Source organism: Streptomyces sp. BR123, from assembly GCF_013401435.1.
Lineage (GTDB): Bacteria > Actinomycetota > Actinomycetes > Streptomycetales > Streptomycetaceae > Streptomyces.
Map to the genome: position 1 here is coordinate 1 of NZ_JACBGN010000175.1, position 15,232 is coordinate 15,232.

General features: G+C 72.6%; 15 protein-coding genes and 3 pseudogenes. 11 read left to right on the forward strand and 7 right to left on the reverse strand.

Going from position 1 to position 15,232, the window contains the following annotated elements; translation table 11 throughout:
* Positions 1 to 480: pseudogene (locus tag HYE82_RS37345) on the forward strand (hypothetical protein); the annotation flags it as partial.
* Between the two features lie 116 nt (positions 481 to 596).
* Here HYE82_RS37345 and HYE82_RS23910 read toward each other — a convergent pair.
* From HYE82_RS23910 to HYE82_RS23935, 6 genes are all read right to left on the reverse strand, one after another.
* Entirely contained in the window at positions 597 to 1,103 is a 507-nt protein-coding gene (locus tag HYE82_RS23910) for a GNAT family N-acetyltransferase (RefSeq protein ID WP_179176203.1), read from the reverse strand.
* Between the two features lie 182 nt (positions 1,104 to 1,285).
* A complete protein-coding gene (locus tag HYE82_RS23915) occupies positions 1,286 to 1,744 on the reverse strand; it encodes an NUDIX hydrolase (RefSeq protein WP_179176204.1) in 459 nt (152 codons plus the stop codon).
* A 262-nt stretch (positions 1,745 to 2,006) separates the two neighbouring features.
* Positions 2,007 to 4,004 (reverse strand): ABC transporter ATP-binding protein, encoded by a 1,998-nt coding sequence (locus HYE82_RS23920; RefSeq protein WP_256987598.1) that lies wholly within the window; start codon positions 4,002 to 4,004, stop codon positions 2,007 to 2,009.
* Between the two features lie 463 nt (positions 4,005 to 4,467).
* Positions 4,468 to 4,812 (reverse strand): hypothetical protein, encoded by a 345-nt coding sequence (locus HYE82_RS23925; RefSeq protein ID WP_179176205.1) that lies wholly within the window; start codon positions 4,810 to 4,812, stop codon positions 4,468 to 4,470.
* Positions 4,813 to 4,982: 170 nt separating this feature from the next.
* On the reverse strand, positions 4,983 to 5,348 hold the full coding sequence (locus HYE82_RS23930; protein WP_179176206.1) for a hypothetical protein: 366 nt from the start codon (positions 5,346 to 5,348) through the stop codon (positions 4,983 to 4,985).
* A 186-nt stretch (positions 5,349 to 5,534) separates the two neighbouring features.
* A complete protein-coding gene (locus HYE82_RS23935; RefSeq protein ID WP_179176207.1) occupies positions 5,535 to 5,939 on the reverse strand; it encodes a hypothetical protein in 405 nt (134 codons plus the stop codon).
* A 548-nt stretch (positions 5,940 to 6,487) separates the two neighbouring features.
* Here HYE82_RS23935 and HYE82_RS23940 point away from each other — a divergent pair.
* The 7 genes and pseudogenes from HYE82_RS23940 to HYE82_RS38385 form a co-directional block, all read left to right on the forward strand.
* Positions 6,488 to 7,717 (forward strand): amidase, encoded by a 1,230-nt coding sequence (locus HYE82_RS23940; protein WP_309144431.1) that lies wholly within the window; start codon positions 6,488 to 6,490, stop codon positions 7,715 to 7,717.
* A gap of 374 nt (positions 7,718 to 8,091) precedes the next feature.
* Positions 8,092 to 8,793, forward strand: coding sequence for an HAD family hydrolase (locus HYE82_RS23945; protein WP_179176209.1), 702 nt, complete (start codon positions 8,092 to 8,094; stop codon positions 8,791 to 8,793).
* Between the two features lie 25 nt (positions 8,794 to 8,818).
* Positions 8,819 to 9,301, forward strand: a complete 483-nt coding sequence (locus HYE82_RS23950; RefSeq protein ID WP_179176210.1) for a GNAT family N-acetyltransferase — start codon at positions 8,819 to 8,821, stop codon at positions 9,299 to 9,301.
* Between the two features lie 240 nt (positions 9,302 to 9,541).
* Positions 9,542 to 9,859, forward strand: a complete 318-nt coding sequence (locus tag HYE82_RS23955; protein WP_179176211.1) for a hypothetical protein — start codon at positions 9,542 to 9,544, stop codon at positions 9,857 to 9,859.
* Positions 9,856 to 10,764 (forward strand): zeta toxin family protein, encoded by a 909-nt coding sequence (locus HYE82_RS23960; RefSeq protein ID WP_179176212.1) that lies wholly within the window; start codon positions 9,856 to 9,858, stop codon positions 10,762 to 10,764. The genes HYE82_RS23955 and HYE82_RS23960 overlap by 4 nt, the downstream gene beginning before the upstream one ends.
* Before the next feature lie 132 nt (positions 10,765 to 10,896).
* Entirely contained in the window at positions 10,897 to 12,069 is a 1,173-nt protein-coding gene (locus HYE82_RS23965) for a UDP-N-acetylglucosamine--N-acetylmuramyl-(pentapeptide) pyrophosphoryl-undecaprenol N-acetylglucosamine transferase (RefSeq protein ID WP_309144432.1), read from the forward strand.
* 189 nt (positions 12,070 to 12,258) lie between these two features.
* Positions 12,259 to 12,366, forward strand: a pseudogene (locus HYE82_RS38385) (MBL fold metallo-hydrolase); the annotation flags it as partial.
* Between the two features lie 62 nt (positions 12,367 to 12,428).
* On the opposite strand, the gene HYE82_RS23970 reads toward HYE82_RS38385, so the two are convergent.
* A complete protein-coding gene (locus HYE82_RS23970; RefSeq protein ID WP_179176213.1) occupies positions 12,429 to 13,103 on the reverse strand; it encodes a TetR/AcrR family transcriptional regulator in 675 nt (224 codons plus the stop codon).
* A 181-nt stretch (positions 13,104 to 13,284) separates the two neighbouring features.
* Between HYE82_RS23970 and HYE82_RS38390 the strand changes: the two genes are divergently transcribed.
* From HYE82_RS38390 to HYE82_RS23985, 3 genes and pseudogenes are all read left to right on the forward strand, one after another.
* A complete protein-coding gene (locus HYE82_RS38390; RefSeq protein ID WP_309144433.1) occupies positions 13,285 to 14,403 on the forward strand; it encodes a serine hydrolase domain-containing protein in 1,119 nt (372 codons plus the stop codon).
* Positions 14,403 to 14,618: pseudogene (locus tag HYE82_RS39065) on the forward strand (alpha/beta hydrolase fold domain-containing protein); the annotation flags it as partial. The gene HYE82_RS38390 and the pseudogene HYE82_RS39065, both read left to right, overlap by 1 nt.
* A 76-nt stretch (positions 14,619 to 14,694) precedes the next feature.
* Positions 14,695 to 15,087, forward strand: coding sequence for a cupin domain-containing protein (locus HYE82_RS23985; protein ID WP_179176214.1), 393 nt, complete (start codon positions 14,695 to 14,697; stop codon positions 15,085 to 15,087).
* The last annotated feature ends 145 nt before the right edge of the window (positions 15,088 to 15,232 follow it).

Below are 15,232 nucleotides of genomic sequence, written 5' to 3' on the forward strand. Positions count from 1 at the left end.
CACCCCCACCCCGCCACCGTGATCTCAGGGACGACGGCAACGCGGCTGGGCCAGCTGCTCTACGGCGCGCAATGGACCCCCGCAGCCGCCCCCGGGCCCACGCGCCCGGCAACCGAGATCCTCACGGACACCGGTGGCCCCGGCCCGCTCGCAGCCTCCCTGTACCGACTGCCTTCCACCGGCTGGCAGATGGCGTACACCGCCCCATGGGCGGCCGAGCGGCCGGGAGCCCTCACCCGCGCGTACTCCGCGGTCATGGCCGCAGAGCAGAAATGCGCAGGACAGCTGCTGAACGCGGCCCACGGCACAGGAACCCCTGTCCCACGTGCCCTGCTCGACGCCGCCGCACACCGGGCCCTCGCCACCGCACAACGCCCGGCGCCCGCCCTCCGGATCCGACCCGCGCCGCACCGCTCCCTACCCCGCGCCGCAGTACCTCAGGAACTCATGCGGGACCGACGTCCCGGCCCGCGACGGTAAGAGGCATCGACCAACCGAATCCCGCGAACGCGCGCCGCTGACCGGGCGGGTCAGGACCACGAGGCGTCCTGGGGCCTTCGGCTTCCGCTGCTGCACCCCGTGGCGGAACGCTCGGCTCAGCGCTGCGGCGCGTCGGGCCAGGCCTTCTCGTAGTACCGAACCCGTTCGTCCTCTGCGACCAGGCGCATGCCGGCCGCGGTCATCACGTGCTGAGACGCGGCGTTGGCGTGGTCGGCGTCGCCCTTCACGCACGTGATGCCGACCTCACGCGCGAACGCCAGGAGTGCCCGCAGGGCCTCGGAGGCGTATCCCCGGCCGCGGGCCGACGGCACCAGACCGTAGCCGATCGTGACGCTGCCGTCCTCGTCGGCAGGGCCGTGGAAGTCCAACCCCCCGATCGCACACCCGTCGTCACGGCGCCGGATCTCGTAGGCGCCGGGATGCCGGTGACCACGCCCCTCCGCGCAAGAGCGCAGGAAACGCCTCGCCGCAGCCACGTCCCCGTCCATCGGGTACTCGGCTGCCCGGAGAGCGCCTCCGGCCCGTATCCCGGCCGCCAGCGCCTCCGCCTCGCCGACGGTCAGTCGATGCAGCACGAGCCGCTCTGTCACAAGATCGCCCATGGCGACATCTCCCATGCCGGGTGGAATGGCACGCATCGCAGGCGGGCAGCATCGGATTTTGTGCGGTGGGCGCCCGGGGCTGCTCCGCGGTGGGCCACTCGTACACGGTTGTCGCTCGGCCGGGTGGCAGCGCGGTGGCGCGGTGACGCGGGCGGCGTGCCGGGCAGTGGCCGACTCGGTGGCTACAGGGCCAGTTCGAGGTAGGCGGGCCGTCGCTCCTCGCGTGCCAGCAGGGCGCGGCGCCATACGGCCAGCGCGAACGGCGGGACCATGTCGGGCGAGATGTCCTCCGGCAGGCAGAAGCGGATCTCGCCGATCTCCGAATCCTGGAGGGTGATGGCCCGCTGCTGCTCCGCGGTCAGCCGGGGCCCGTCGAAGACGTGGAACACGTGGGAGCCTTCCGTCCTCGTGACCCATGCAGCGACCAGCAGGTCCCCGATCTCCAGGTCGAGGCCGAGTTCCTCGCGGACCTCGCGGCGGGCGGCCGCCGTGGGGAGTTCGCCCTCCTCCAGGTGGCCGCCCGGCAGGTTCCACCGTTCCTCGTGGACCGGGTTGACGATGAGCACCCTGCCCAGTTCGTCCGTGATGACGGCAGCGGCGGATGCCGTGGCCCTGGCGCGGTCCGCGGATGCGGTGGTCATGGCGTGCTCCTGCGGTGGGTGGTGGTCGAGCCCGGCCGGTCCGGTGGCCCGTCGGTGGCCTTGCCCGGAGTGCGCACCCGCCGGGCGCACTGTCCATGATCCGCTACGGCTTCGACATGCCCCCGCCCGGTGCCGCTCTGCCGCGCCCCTGAGTTCTGCCTGCCTGCCTGCCTGCATGCTTCTGCCTGCCTGCCCGCTTCTGCCTGCCGTGCCCCACCGCGCCGGCAGGGCTGCGTACTGTCGGCGCGGCGGGGCCCGGTGGCTACCGGTCCTGGGAGAGGCGGACCAGTTCGGCGAAGGAGCCGTCCAGGCGGACGAGTTCCTCGTACGTGCCCTGCTCGGTGATGCGTCCGGAGTCGAGGACGACGATGCGGTCGGCGAGGCGGCAGTTCTCCATGCGGTGGGTGACGACCACCGTGATCCGGTCGTCCTTCGTCTCCCGCAGCCCCGAGAAGACCATGTGCTCCCCGCGCGGGTCCATGGCCGACGTCGGCTCGTCCATGACCAGCAGGCCGGGCTTCCGGTGGAAGGCGCGGGCGCACGCGATGCGCTGCCACTGGCCGCCGGAGGGCTCGTGGCCGCCCCAGAGGGAGCGGGCGAGGAGGGTGTCGAGGCCGTTCGGATACGCCGCCACCGTCTCCTTCATGCCGACGGCGGCGAGCGCGTCCCAGACGGCTTCCTCGCCGCGCGGGTCGGGCTGGCCGAGGGTGATGTTCTCGCGGGCCGTGAAGGGCCAGTACCCGTACGACTGGGTGACGAGCCCGACGTGCCGCCAGGCCGAGCGCTGGTCGGCGTCCGCGGTCGGTACGCCGTCCCAGGAGACGGTGCCGGTGGTGGGAGCGGTGAGGCTGGTGAGGAGGCGGATGAAGGTGGACTTGCCGGCGCCGTTCTCACCGACCAGGGCGATGACCTCGCCGCGGTTGAGGGTGAGGTCGACCGGGCCGAGAGCGGGGGTGTCCTTGCCCGGGTAGGTGTACGTGGCCGCCTCCAGGCGGATCTTCTCCGGGGGGCCGAGCTCCTGCGGGCCCCGCGGCCCGGACTGCTCGGCGGCCTCCCGGATGAACGCGGTGTAGTCCCCGAGGTAGAGGGCGTGCTGGAACATCGCGGCCCCGTAGACGACGAGCTGGGACAGGGCGGCCGTGGAGGTGCGCATGGCGACGATGGCGGTGCCGGCCGCGCCCATGGCCATGAACCCGCCGACCACGAGGGCGCCGAGGCTCGCCCAGGTCAGAACGGTGAACAGGCCCGAGACGACGGCGGCGGTGAGGTAGACGGCGAGGTAGCGGGGCGCGGAGCCGACCATCTTGGAGTCGATGCGGGAGCAGACGGCGGCGTACCAGTGGTGGGCGTACGGGCGCATGCTGTTGCCGCGCAGCTCGTCCGCGAGCTTGGGGGTGGTGAGGTGCCAGCGCATCATGTGCCGGATGTTGCGGGAGGCGATCGTCTCGTTGTGGAGGCGGTAGTCGAGGCGGGCGGCGAGGACCGAGCCCAGCCCGCGCGGGACGACGGACAGCAGGAGCAGCGGCAGCAGCACGGGGTGGACGACGGACAGGACGGAGGCGACGGCCACCATGTCGATCAGACCGCTGGTGAAGCCGAGCGCATCCTGCAGCAGCATCCCCGAACGGGCCGAACCGGTCTCGGCGGCCTCGGAACGCTCGGTGAAGTCGGGGGCGTCGTAAGCGGACAGCTCGACGTCCATGTGGGCGTCGACCATGGCGAGGTCGGCGATCGTGGACATGCCGGGGTTCAGACGCCGGGCGGCGCTCCCGGCCGTGATGGAGGCCAGCGCGCCCAGGGCGGTCATGGCGGCCGCGGCGGCCAGCGGCCAGCCGGCACCACCGATGCGCTGCTCCACGGTACCGCCGGCGAGGAGGGGGCCCATGGCCCGGGACACGGCCGCGAGCGCGGCGGCGGTACAGATCCCGCCGAGGACCTGGGCGCAGACGAGCCAGGTGAACGCCGTCCGGTTGACCGCCCAGGCCAGCCGTGCCGTCTGCGCGAGCGCGGCCGGGACGCGGCGGGCCATCTGCGTGAGCGAGAGCTGCTCCATGGTCTTGTTGTGCTGGCCCCAGGTGTACGTGAACTCCGGGGGTGAGGGGAGCGCGGGCGCCGGGAGCCCGGCTGCGGCGGGCTCCGGGTCCTGGGCGTGAGCGCGCGCCGCGTGCGGCTGCTGCTGTGTCTGGGCCTGGTCCTGGTCCTGGTCCTGGGCTTGATCCTGCTGCAGTGCCTGGCCCTGGACGGGTTGTTTCCGGGACATGGGTTCCTCCTCCAACTCGGCCAACTCGTCGATGAGGGAAGTCGGTTGCTCCCGCGGGCGGCGGCATGGCGAGGTAGCCCCCGACCCGCGGTGCGGGGGAGGGGCGGGGTGCTGCCTGGGGAGCGGAGGAGTGAGTACACAGGACGCCGGAGGGCGGAGCAGCGCGATCCGGCCGACCTGGCGGGCGCGGCGCGGCCGGTCCCTCGACGGCTCGGGACGGGCTCCGGCCGCAGCCCTGGGCGGGCGATTGGCCGGAACCGGTCGGTGGAGGGACCGGGCTTCGGAAATCGCTTGCGGGGGTCCCTCCGGCGCCGCTGCGGTGTGCGGTACGGCCCGGGTTGGGGCCGGGGGGACGGGTGGGGCGGACGGTGCTCTGGACTGCGGGATCCCGGGCGGAACGCCGAGGGGAATCCCGGGCGGGACGACGAGCCGGAGACCGGTTTCCGGGCGGGTCTCCCGGGCCTCAGCCGAGCGGCAGCTGCTCCACCACGCTGGTGCCGCTGCCCTCCTGGGACTCCCAGGTCCACGTCTCCACCAGGCGCAGACGGCCGTCGGGGAGGTCCGTCACGAGCGAGGTGCAGTGACCGGACGCGGTGGTGCCGTCGGAGCGGAGCTGGACGTAGCGGAAGTCGATGCTGTCGCCCGCCCGCGTCCCGACCAGGTAGCCCCTGGCCACGTCGCCGCCGGCGTACTCGGCCCAGACCCGGCCGTCCTGCTCGTGGTACGCGAACCGGGTCTGCCGGCCGACCTGGCCCGGCGCCTGGTCGGCCACGGGGACGAAGACGAGGCCGTCGAGCGAGCGCGCCATGGGTGACTCCTGTAGGTAGGCCGGTTGGGCGTGGGCGACATGGACCGCCGAGGCCACTCTAGGCATCGGACCCACGGACGTACGCCCGTAGGTCCGCAGGTCGGTTGCGTCGTCGCTACCGCGGTCCGACCGCAGGGCGGCCGGCACCGTCCGCGCACCGGACCTGCCGCTCAGGATTCGAACGGAGTGTCGCTCCACCGGAACCAGGCCGCATCGCCCTGGATGTGCAGCAGGAACTCGGCGACCGGCCCGTCAGGGGAGACGAGCCTGAGCGTGCGGGTCATCGACTCGTACACCTCGTCGAACCGCTCGAAGTCCTCGTCCTCCAGCGCTGCGAGGGCCTCGTCGAACCAGGGCCTGAATTCGGCGAACGCGCGCTGCGCGGTGAAGCGGCCGCGCAGCCACGGAAAGTCGGTCTCCACGATCTCGATCTCGCCCAGCAGCTCCGGCTCCCGGTCCCGCTCGCCCTGCTGCTCGCCCGGGGGCTGATGCGGCTGCAGCCGCACCAGCCGCCACACTCGGCTTTCGAATCCCATCCCGCCCCGCCCTCGCACCTCTCCCGATCCTCTCGTCGTACCGGTCCGGCCCGGCCGCCCTGTCTGCAGACTAAGGCGAATTCCTCAACGACTGCTGAACGAACGGGTCAGGCGGTCGCGATGACGGTGCCGGGTGCCGGGTGCCGGGTGCCGGGTGCCGGGTGCCGGGAGCCACCCGGCCTCGGCTCATGTGGAGTGCACGATGATCTGGAAGACGACACACATCGCCCAGACCATCGGGATGAGCGCCACGTAGGCCAAGGGACGCCGGAGCACCGGCGGGCCCGTGTCGAGATGGGCACGTCCCGGGGCGGGTGCCGAAGGGGGGAGCTTGCTGTACTTCAGGTAGGCGAGCAGATTCCACAGGAGTGTGAACGGATTGAAGATGACCAGGGAGAGCGGGCCCCACCAGCCCAGGCACAGCGCCCTGGTGGTCATCTGCCGGACGACGGCTATGCCGCAGGTGCGGCAGAACGGTCCGTCCAGATGCTCGAACTTCATGAGGATGAGCACGCCCACATGAGCCCGGATCTTGTGGTTCGCCGCAGCCTGGCCGCCGCAGGCGCGGCACACGAGCGGCAGCTGACCCATGGGAGGCGAGCCGACGTAACCGCCGGGTGCGGGGGCGTGGTTCCCCGGAGTCGCGACGTGCGCATGCGCATGCTCTCCGGGCGCGCTGTAGGGGTTGCCCGGGACGGGCCCGTGGCCGTTGGGGGCCGGCTGATGCGGTGTTGCCATGATGAACGGATCTCCAGACTGCACATACGTACTGACTCCCAGCCGCAGGCGGACAGGCGCATCCCGGGACGGAGGGGCCACCTCACCGAACGAGCGCACCGACCATGGCGACTGGGTACACCAGCCGGGACGGCCTGACCGGAGCCCCCGGTTCCATGGTCCGTGCATGCGTTGACGCGCCGCACAGCCGCTGCCCGTGCCGGACTGGAGTCCGCACCGCAGGCGGAACGGGCAGCCATGCGGGCCGAACCACGATGCGCGGATCCGGCAGCGGCCGGCTCGGTTGCCATTCGGCCATTCGGCCATTCGGCTCGGCTGGCGTTGAATGGACTTCTCCGGCCGGGCGTCGTCGTTCCCGCTCTCCCGGCCGAGCCCAACACTGCCGACGGCGGGAGGTCGCTGTGAGTACCCCGGACCGGTTTGCGTCGCCCGCCCTCAGCGCTGCCGACGACCACGCCGCCCTGTCCGCCTGTGAGATCGCCGCCGCCGTCAACGCGGGGCGGCTGTCGGCGCGCGAAGTGGCGGCGGCAGCTCTGGAGCGGATCGCCCGGGACGACGCCGGGCTACGGGCCTTCACCGCGCTGTGGTCACAGCAGGCCGCCGAGCAGGCCGAGCTGATCGACCGTCGGATACGGGAGGAGGGCGCCCGGCTCCCGCTGGCCGGGGTGCCCTTGGCGGTGAAGGGGACCGAGGGGCTTGAGTCGCTCCAGACCACACGGCTGATGGCGGCGGGCTGCGTACCCGTGGGCGCCACGTCCACCCCCGGCCGGGGGACCCGCTGGCAGACCTGGGGTACCACCCCCCGCGGCGTGACCCTCAACCCCCTCGGCGGGCAGTGGAGTCCGGGAGGGTCGAGCGCGGGTTCGGCCGTCGCCGTGGCCGCGGGGATGGTGCCGCTGGCCACCGGGAGCGACGGGGCCGGCTCCGTACGCATTCCCGCTGCCTGGTGCGGGGTCATCGGGCTCAAGCCGACCAACGGCCTGGTCCCCGCACGGGACCGGGCGGGCCTGAACATCGCCGGGCCCTTGGCACGCCACGCCCAGGACGCCGCCGCGTACCTGGCCGCCCTCACCGGGACCGCGGCCTGCGGGCCGCCGCCCTCCGCACCGGCACGGCCGCTGCGGACGGCCTGGTCCTCGACGCTCGGGTTCGCGGCGACCGATCCGGCCGTGGCGGCCACGGCGCGCGCCTGCCTCGACGCCCTGTCCCGGGGCGGGGGCCGGGCGGTCCGGGCCGTCGAGGTGCCGGTACGCCTTCCCGATCCCGCCGGGTGCTGGCAGACCTTGCGGCACGGGCCGGACACCGCAGCCGCCGGTGCCCCGGAACGCGCCGCAGCCGCACGTACCAAGGCCGAGCTCGACGCCGCCCTCGACGAGGTCTTCGCCGGGGCGGACCTCCTGGCGACCCCGACCACCCCCCACGCCCCCCATGGCCACGACGGACCCGGCGACAGCCTGAGCGTGGCGCTGACCTGGGCGTTCAACATCAGCGGCCACCCGGCCATCAGCCTCCCGGCCGGCCGCACTCCGGCGGGGGAGCCCGTCGGGCTGCAACTGGTCGCCCGGCACGGCCGGGAGGCCGATCTGCTCGCCGTCGCCGCAGCGGCCGAAGCCGTGGCGGAAGGGGGTTAGGCTCCGGCCGCACGCGACGCGGAACCGAGGGGCTCGGGCCCCCTCCTTCCTCCTCCGTGACGATTCCGCGGATTCGCGGCACCCTTGGGCGGCCGCAGGCGTAGCGTGCTCGCATGAGTGATGCCGTGGCAGTCAGGGGCCCCAAGCTGCCGCCGTCGTATCCCCCGAAGTCGCCACCACCGCAGAGGAAGCCGGTGGAGCCCCCGCGGCCACGGCCGGCCACGAAGCCGGTCGAACGGGTGGCGATGCAAAAGGGGCATGCCTGCCGAGGCGGACCACCCCGGCGGGCGTTCAGGGGGTGGAGGAGTCAGGGAGCCAGTGTGTGGGAAGTGGCCCTGGCGGCGAACGCGACGAGGTAGGCAGGCTCGTGAGTCATGCGTGCAGTTGTGTTCGACATGGACGGGACGGTCCTGGACAGCGTCCCCACGGTGTCCCGCGCGTACGCCGACGCGATTCGCTCGCTCGGCGGCCCGCCGGTCTCGCCGGACGAGGTGGTCGCCGGCTGGCATGTGGGCCACACGGAGCTGGTTCTCGCCTTCCTCGGCCGCGCCTGCGGCCCCGCCGAGGTCGAGCGCTTCCACGCCCACCTGGATCCGGCCGTCGCCGAGCTGCGGCCGTTCCCCGGCATACCGGCCCTGCTCGACGAAGTCGCCGATGCGGGCATGCGGCTGGGCGTATTCACGGCGGCCACCCGGCGAGTGGCTTCGAGCATGCTCGCCGCCGCCGGAATCGACGCTCGATTTGACGTGGTCATCGCAGGCGATGACATCGACAGGCCCAAACCGGCGCCGGACGGGCTGCTGCTGGCACTGCAGCAGCTCGGGGTTCCGGCCGAGGCAACTGCCTATGTGGATGATGCCGAAGTGGACCTCGCCTGCGCCAGCGCCGCGGGATCGCTGGGAGTGCACGCCGGGTGGGGTGCACGCGCAGGTGTCCGTGCCGGGGCTCACCCGGTCGCGGTGCGTCCGTACGACGTGCTCGGCCTGCTGGAGGCGCCTCGCAGGGGTACGGGCGACGGCACGGCCCCCCCCAGGGCGGCTCCGGGACGGTGTCCCGCAGCTCGGCAGACCGGCTGAGGCTCGCGAGTGAGGAGGGGCAGCCGTGATCACCATTGGGTCGTTGCGCGAGGAGGACCGCCCCGCCTGGGAGGCGTTGGCGCGCGGTTACAAGGCGTTCTACCGCACCACGGTGCCGGACGAGGGCTACGAGCAGACGTGGCAGCGGCTACGGGGCGGCACCGAGTTCCACGGCATGGGCGCCTGGTCGCAAGGGAAGCTGGTCGGCATCGCGCACTATCTGTTCCACGCGACGTTCTGGATGGAAGACAGCTGCTACCTCCAGGACCTCTTCGTCGACGAGGCGGCACGCGGCCGAGGCGTGGCGCGGATGCTGATCGAGAAAGTGGCCGATGCATCGCGGGAGCAGGGGGCGTCCCGCTTCTACTGGACCACTCAGGAGGACAACACCGCTGCCCGCGCACTGTACGACAAGGTGGCGAGCTTCAAGGGGTTCATACGCTACGACTACCCCGTCGGCCTGCGAGCCGGGGGAAGTGCCGGCGGGGGCCGGTCGGCAGTGGCGTGAGAAGGGCCGTGCGGGTCGGACGAGTTGTGGAGAGGACCCGAGCCCCGCACGGCCTGTTCCCCTCCTGCTCCCCTCCTGCTCTGTCCGGTGTCTCCCGCGCAGACTTCGGTGAGTCGTTCGCCGAACCCGCCGACTGAAGCCGCTCGGCCGTCAGCTGCCGGGTGGCGGAAATGCGAGCGGTCCCCCACGGCCGTGGTCGAACATGGGAACGGTGCGTCCCCGACGGGAGAGAGGTGCCCGATGGTCCGTTCCGAACCGCATGCCGATCCGGTGGCCGCCTCGATCAGGGGCTTCGCCTGGTCGAGCGAGGAGTCGGTGGCCTACGAGGCCGCCATCGAGGCGATCAACGGCGCGGTGGGCGCCTACTCCGCCCGGATCCACGCCGAGCAGTGCAAGGAGAGCCCCGACGCCGGCCAGATCTCCCGGCTGCTGGACGGGCAGGGGCGGTGCGCGCGGGTCCGCGAGGGGCTGGTGCCGACCGACCGTGCGCAGATCGCCGAGGTCCGCCGCCATTACGCGGACCTGGCGCGGCGCCTGTCGGCGGAGGAGGCGTCGTGACGACGGATTCCGAGGCGGTGACCCGACACCTGCTGCCGGACGCCGAAAACCGGCGGATCTTCCTCGACCGGATCGTCCCGCAGCAGTTCGCGGGGCGGTCGGCGCAGGAGCGGCCCACCGTCGTGTTCCTCGTCGGCCAGCCCGGATCGGGCAAGACCCGCGTAGGGCACCTGCTCGCGGACCCGCTGAACCGGCGCGGCGGTTTCGTCGACGTGGACAGCGACCTCTTCAAGCCCTACCACCCCGCGTACGCCCGCCTGTTGCAGCGGGACGACAGGCTCATGGCCGCCTGCACCCGGGCGGACGGCCGCCGGTGGATGGCCCGAGCCCACGAGTACGTACGCGGGAACCGGCTGAACGCGGTCGTCCAGGAGACCTCGCAGGACGCCGCGGCGGTGGCCGTGACCATCCGGGCGTACCGGAAATGCGGTTTCCGGGTCGAATGCGTCTTCATCGCCGTGCCCGAGGCGATGAGCAACCAGGGGATCATCAACCGCTACCACGAGCAGGTCAAGGATCGGGGCAGCGGCCGGCTCACGGTCCAGGCCAACGCCGACCGGTCGTACGGCGGGATCGTGGACCTGGCCCGGCTGGTCGACGGGCAGGCGCTGGCCGACCACGTCTCGGTGTTCCGGCGCGGCGAAGGAACGCCCCGCCACGCCAACGCCCTGGACGCCGCCGGTGCGTGGCGGAACCCCCCGGCGCTGGCCGAGGCCGTCGAGGCGGAGCGCTCGCGGCCGTGGACCGCTGCCGAGAGCGCCGACTTCCTGCAGTCGCAGGGCAAGCTCCACACCGAGACGGGCCCGGAGTGGGCCGGGAGCCTCGCCCGGATCGACGCATTGGCCCGGCCCGCCCTCACTGCTCCTTCCGCGCCGGCCACGGGGAATCCGCGCGCCTCGTCGTGAAGGGCGGCGGCGGGGCGGCGCACGCAGGCGCGGGGGTGCGGGCGTGCAGGTCCACCGGCCCTCCGGTTGCTTCCCCGTGATTGCCAACTCCCCGGATCGCGGCCGGTCCGCGACAGCGGTTAGGGTTGCCGCGTGAACGCTCCCTTGCTGCCCCGGTCCTTCCGCTTGCTCGTGACGGGAGGAGGTACCGGCGGCCACACCTATCCCGCCCTGACGGCGATCCGGACGTTGCAGGGCCGGCTCGCGGCAGCGGGCGGCACCCTGGACGTGCTGTGGATCGGTGCCGCTGACGGCCTGGAGGCGCGCGTCGCCCCCGCAGAGGGCATTCCGTTCAAGACGGTCGCCACCGGGAAGATCCGGCGGGCCGCGAACCCGCTGAAGATGCTGTCGGCGGCGAACATGAAGGACATGGCGCGCGTGCCGCTCGGCGTGGCGCAGGCCCGGTCCATCGTGTCGGAGTTCCAGCCCGACGTCGTCCTCGCCACGGGCGGGTACGTGGCCGTCCCGGCCGGCCTGGCGGCCCGTCTGTGCAGGCGTCCGCTCGTGCTCCACGAGCAGACCGTCCGCCTGGGCCTGGCCAACCGCAAGCTCGCTGGCTCGGCCACGCGGATCGCCCTGTCCTCGGAGTCCTCGCTCGAACTGCTCTCCCCCGAGCTGCGCGGCGCCGCAGTCGTCACCGGCAACCCGATCCGGCCGGAGGTCCTCACCGGTCACGGCGACAAGGCCGTACACGCACTGAACCTCACCGGCTTCGACCGCCGCCTGCCGACCGTGTACGTCACCGGCGGCGCGCAGGGCGCCCAGCAGATCAACGGGGTCGTCCGGGACGTGCTCCCGTGGCTCCTGAGCCACGCGAACGTGATCCACCAGTGCGGCCCGGCCAACGTGGACGAACTCCGCGCGGCCGCCGCCGGCCTGGACCCGGTTCTGGCCGGCCGGTACCACCTCACCGGCTTCGTCGGGCCGGAGCTGCCGGACGTGCTGGCGCTGGCCGACATCGTGGTGTCCCGGTCCGGTGCCGGGACGCTGGCGGAGCTGACCGCGCTCGGCAAGCCGGCCGTGTTCGTGCCGCTCGCCACGTCGGCCGGCAACGAGCAGGTCCACAACGCCCGGCACCTCGCCGACGCCGGTGCGGCCGTCGCCCTCGTCGGCGAGGTCACCGGGCAGGTCCTGCAGCACGCGGTCGGCCCGCTGCTGACCGACCCCGCCCGGCGGGCGGCGATGGCGGACCGCGCCAGGGCGTACGGGCGTCCGGACGCCGCAGACCGGCTGGTGGACGTACTCCTGTCCGCGGCAACCGGCTGACCCTCCCGGCAGGCGGCAGGCTTTCCCGCCTGCCCGCGTACGCGTCTCTCCGCCGGTCGGCCGTGGAGTCGGCGGCGGCGCGCCGGTACGCGACCGCGGCCACGGCCGGCAGCGGGCCCCACGGCGGCGGGGGCGCGCAGCAGGCGGTCATGGCCCGCCGCGGGACACGCCCACGTCGTCCGGGCTGTCCCACAGCCCGGTGCGCTCCCCGAGCCGCTCACCGCCGCGGGCACCGACCCGGCCGAAGCCGCCACGGTGCTCACCCGTCTACGGACCGACCACGTCGGGTGGGCGGTCGAGCCCCGCGCGCAGCCGATGAGCACGTGTCGGGACCCATCGGCCGGACCGTTCGCCGATGCTCACGAGCCGGTCGGCCGGCTCGGGCCGATTGAGGCTTCGATGTGGGCGAGTTGGGCGGCGAGGATCTCTTCGAACGCGGCGCGGCGATCCACCCCGAGGGGGCGGACATCCCGGGCGAAGTGAGCCAGAGCGGGGAAGCGTGCGGGGTCGGCGCCGAGCACCGCGACGCGGAACAGCTCCATACCCTGTTCGTACTCTTCCGAGGTGATCGTGCCGACTCCGGCCTCGGAGGCGATCAACGCGGCGATGAGGACCGCGAGCCGGTGGTAGCGCGCCGGGATCTCCTCGTCGGGCAGTCCCGACGCGCGCAGGGCCTGCAGCACCTCTTCCATGACCAGCCGGGAACCGGCGCCGCCTGACGCGTACCGTCCCCAGACCGCGGCGAGCTGGGGCTGTCGGCCGAACGCCTCCCTCAAGCGCAGGGCCAGGGCGGTGATGCGCTGCTTCCAGTCGCCCTCGGCGCGGTAGCCGTCCATGGAAGCCAGGAGGACCCGGTCGGCGACAGCGCGCACCAGTTCGGTCTTGCTGCGGAAGTGCCGGTACAGGCTGGAGGAATCGGTCCCCAGGGTCGCGGCGAGCTTGCGCACGCTGAACGACTCTGCGTCGCTCGTGCGCAGCAACTCCGCTGCCGCATCCAGGATTTCCTCGGTCGACCAACGCCTTCGACCTGCCATTTCGCCCCTCTCGTCAGACTCAGTCTACCTGTGCACTTGGTGTTGCACGCACCGCGTGCATAATGGGGACATGGCGTGCCGGGCGATCGGCGCAGGAATGCCGACGTGCCGAGCGCGCCCTGTCACCCGGGTCGGGCGCCCGATCCGGAGCTCACCCGAGCAGTGCGAAAGGACGCATGTCGTGAGGAACCCACTGGATTTAGCGGCGCTGGACGTCGCCGTCGAGAACGTCCACCGCGCCGGGATACCGGGCGTGTTCGCCGAGGTACGAGACGGCGACCAGGTCTGGCGCGGCGCCGCCGGGGTCGCCGATGTCGCCACCGGCCGCCCCGTCACCGCCGACATGCGGCACCGCGTCGGCAGCATCACCAAGACCTTCACGGCCGCAGCGGTTCTGCAGCAGGTCGAGGCCGGTCAGATCGGCCTCGACACACCGATCGGCCGGTACCTTCCGAAGCTGGTCCCCGGGGAACGCGGTGACGCGATCACGGTCCGCATGCTGATCAACCACACCAGCGGTCTCGCCGAGTACTTCCCGTACGCCTACCCCTCCTTCAAGGCGTTCCCCGTCCTCGCCGACACCCGGCCCCAAAGCCTCGACGACCACCGGTTCACGCGGTTCGACCCCGCCGAACTGATCCGGATGGGGGTCACCGCACCTGCCGTCGGCGCGCCGGGCGGTACGCCGGGGGTCTACTCCAACACCAACTACCTGCTCCTCGGCCGGCTCCTGGAACAGGTGACCGGCGCCACGGCCGAGCAGTACATCACCCGGAACGTCATCGAGCGCGCCGGGCTCCGGGACACCGGATTCCCCGCCGGACCGAACGTCGACGGGCCGCACTCGCGGCTCTACGAGGCGTGGTTCGGCATGATCGACCCGCCGCGCGATTACAGCGTCTACGACATGTCATGGGTGGGGCCGACGGCGTCGCTGATATCGACCGTCACGGACCTCAACCGCTTCTACGGCATGCTGCTGGCCGGGGAGATCGTCAGCCCGTCGTCGCTGGCGCAGATGCAGCGCACTGTTCCGGTCGTCTCCCAAGAGGGGAAGACGGGCGACTACGGCCTCGGCCTGTACCCGATGGAGGGTCCCGGGCAGGGCACCTTCTGGGGTCATGGCGGCACGGTCTGGGGTGGTGGAGCGCTGGCCATGATCCGCGCCGACGGCAAGCGGCAGATGGCCGTCGCGGTGAACCTGCAGAGGTGGAACAGGCTCGACTCCGCCGGCAAGCCGCAGCCCCACCCGATCGACCATGCGCTGGCGACCCTGTACCGCGTGGCGATGTACGGCTGACCGGACTGCCGCCGGCCTTCGTCGCCACCGCGGAATTCGACCCGCTCCGCGACGAGGGCAGCACGCACGCGCTCCGCCTGCTCAGCCGGCGTGTCGGTCGAACCGCACCAGTGGCCGGGCACCTTGCACGGCTCGATGGCGGTCCTGTCCGCCGACGTACGCAGCGGCAGCCCGCCGAACTCGGCACGGTCCTGCCCCGTGCCCCGGCTGAGTGAGACGGCCGCGGCCGATCAGGCCGATGACCACGCCCCACGACCCACCAGACGGATTTCGCAGAATGGATTTCCCGACATGACCTCTGCACCGACGATCGATCTCTTCTCCTCCTTCATTCACCTGGACCACGGTGGTCAGGTGCGCGTCGAGCAACCCGTGTTCGACTCCGAGCGGGACGGCTGGCAGGTGATGACCTTCCACGTGGAGACCGACGCCGACGTCCACGGCGACCACTGGGAAATCCACACCGAGGCGGACGAACTCGTGTCCTGCCTCACCGGCGGGATACGTCTCTACTTCCGTCCGGAGCAGCCGGGAGGGGAGGAGGACGAGATCAGGCTGGCGGCCGGAACGGCGGCCATCGTCCCGCGCGGGCGATGGCACCGCATCGCACTGGACGGCCCCAGCGACATCATGTCCGTCACCCTGCCGCGTGGCAGCCGCCTTCACAGGCGGGCCGAAGCCTAGTCACCAGCCGCCGCAGGCGCGGCCTGCGGCACCAGGGGAAGGCCGGCGGACGCCGGTCTCGGGGTCTATGACCCGCACCGGCCTCCCCCGCCTGCCGTGGCGAGGCGAGGCGAGGCGAAGCGTGGCGTGGCGGGGAGGGGAGGGG

Bases quoted from the DNA above. Each gene is read 5' to 3' on its own strand.
- HYE82_RS23935 (WP_179176207.1), bottom strand. From the start codon at position 5,939: ATGGGTCAGCTGCCGCTCGTGTGCCGCGCCTGCGGCGGCCAGGCTGCG.
- HYE82_RS23955 (WP_179176211.1), top strand. From the start codon at position 9,542: ATGGTCCGTTCCGAACCGCATGCCGATCCGGTGGCCGCCTCGATCAGG.
- HYE82_RS23985 (WP_179176214.1), top strand. From the start codon at position 14,695: ATGACCTCTGCACCGACGATCGATCTCTTCTCCTCCTTCATTCACCTG.
- HYE82_RS23920 (WP_256987598.1), bottom strand. From the start codon at position 4,004: ATGTCCCGGAAACAACCCGTCCAGGGCCAGGCACTGCAGCAGGATCAA.
- HYE82_RS23910 (WP_179176203.1), bottom strand. From the start codon at position 1,103: ATGGGCGATCTTGTGACAGAGCGGCTCGTGCTGCATCGACTGACCGTC.
- HYE82_RS23925 (WP_179176205.1), bottom strand. From the start codon at position 4,812: ATGGCGCGCTCGCTCGACGGCCTCGTCTTCGTCCCCGTGGCCGACCAG.
- HYE82_RS23945 (WP_179176209.1), top strand. From the start codon at position 8,092: ATGCGTGCAGTTGTGTTCGACATGGACGGGACGGTCCTGGACAGCGTC.
- HYE82_RS23915 (WP_179176204.1), bottom strand. From the start codon at position 1,744: ATGACCACCGCATCCGCGGACCGCGCCAGGGCCACGGCATCCGCCGCT.
- HYE82_RS23970 (WP_179176213.1), bottom strand. From the start codon at position 13,103: ATGGCAGGTCGAAGGCGTTGGTCGACCGAGGAAATCCTGGATGCGGCA.
- HYE82_RS23930 (WP_179176206.1), bottom strand. From the start codon at position 5,348: ATGGGATTCGAAAGCCGAGTGTGGCGGCTGGTGCGGCTGCAGCCGCAT.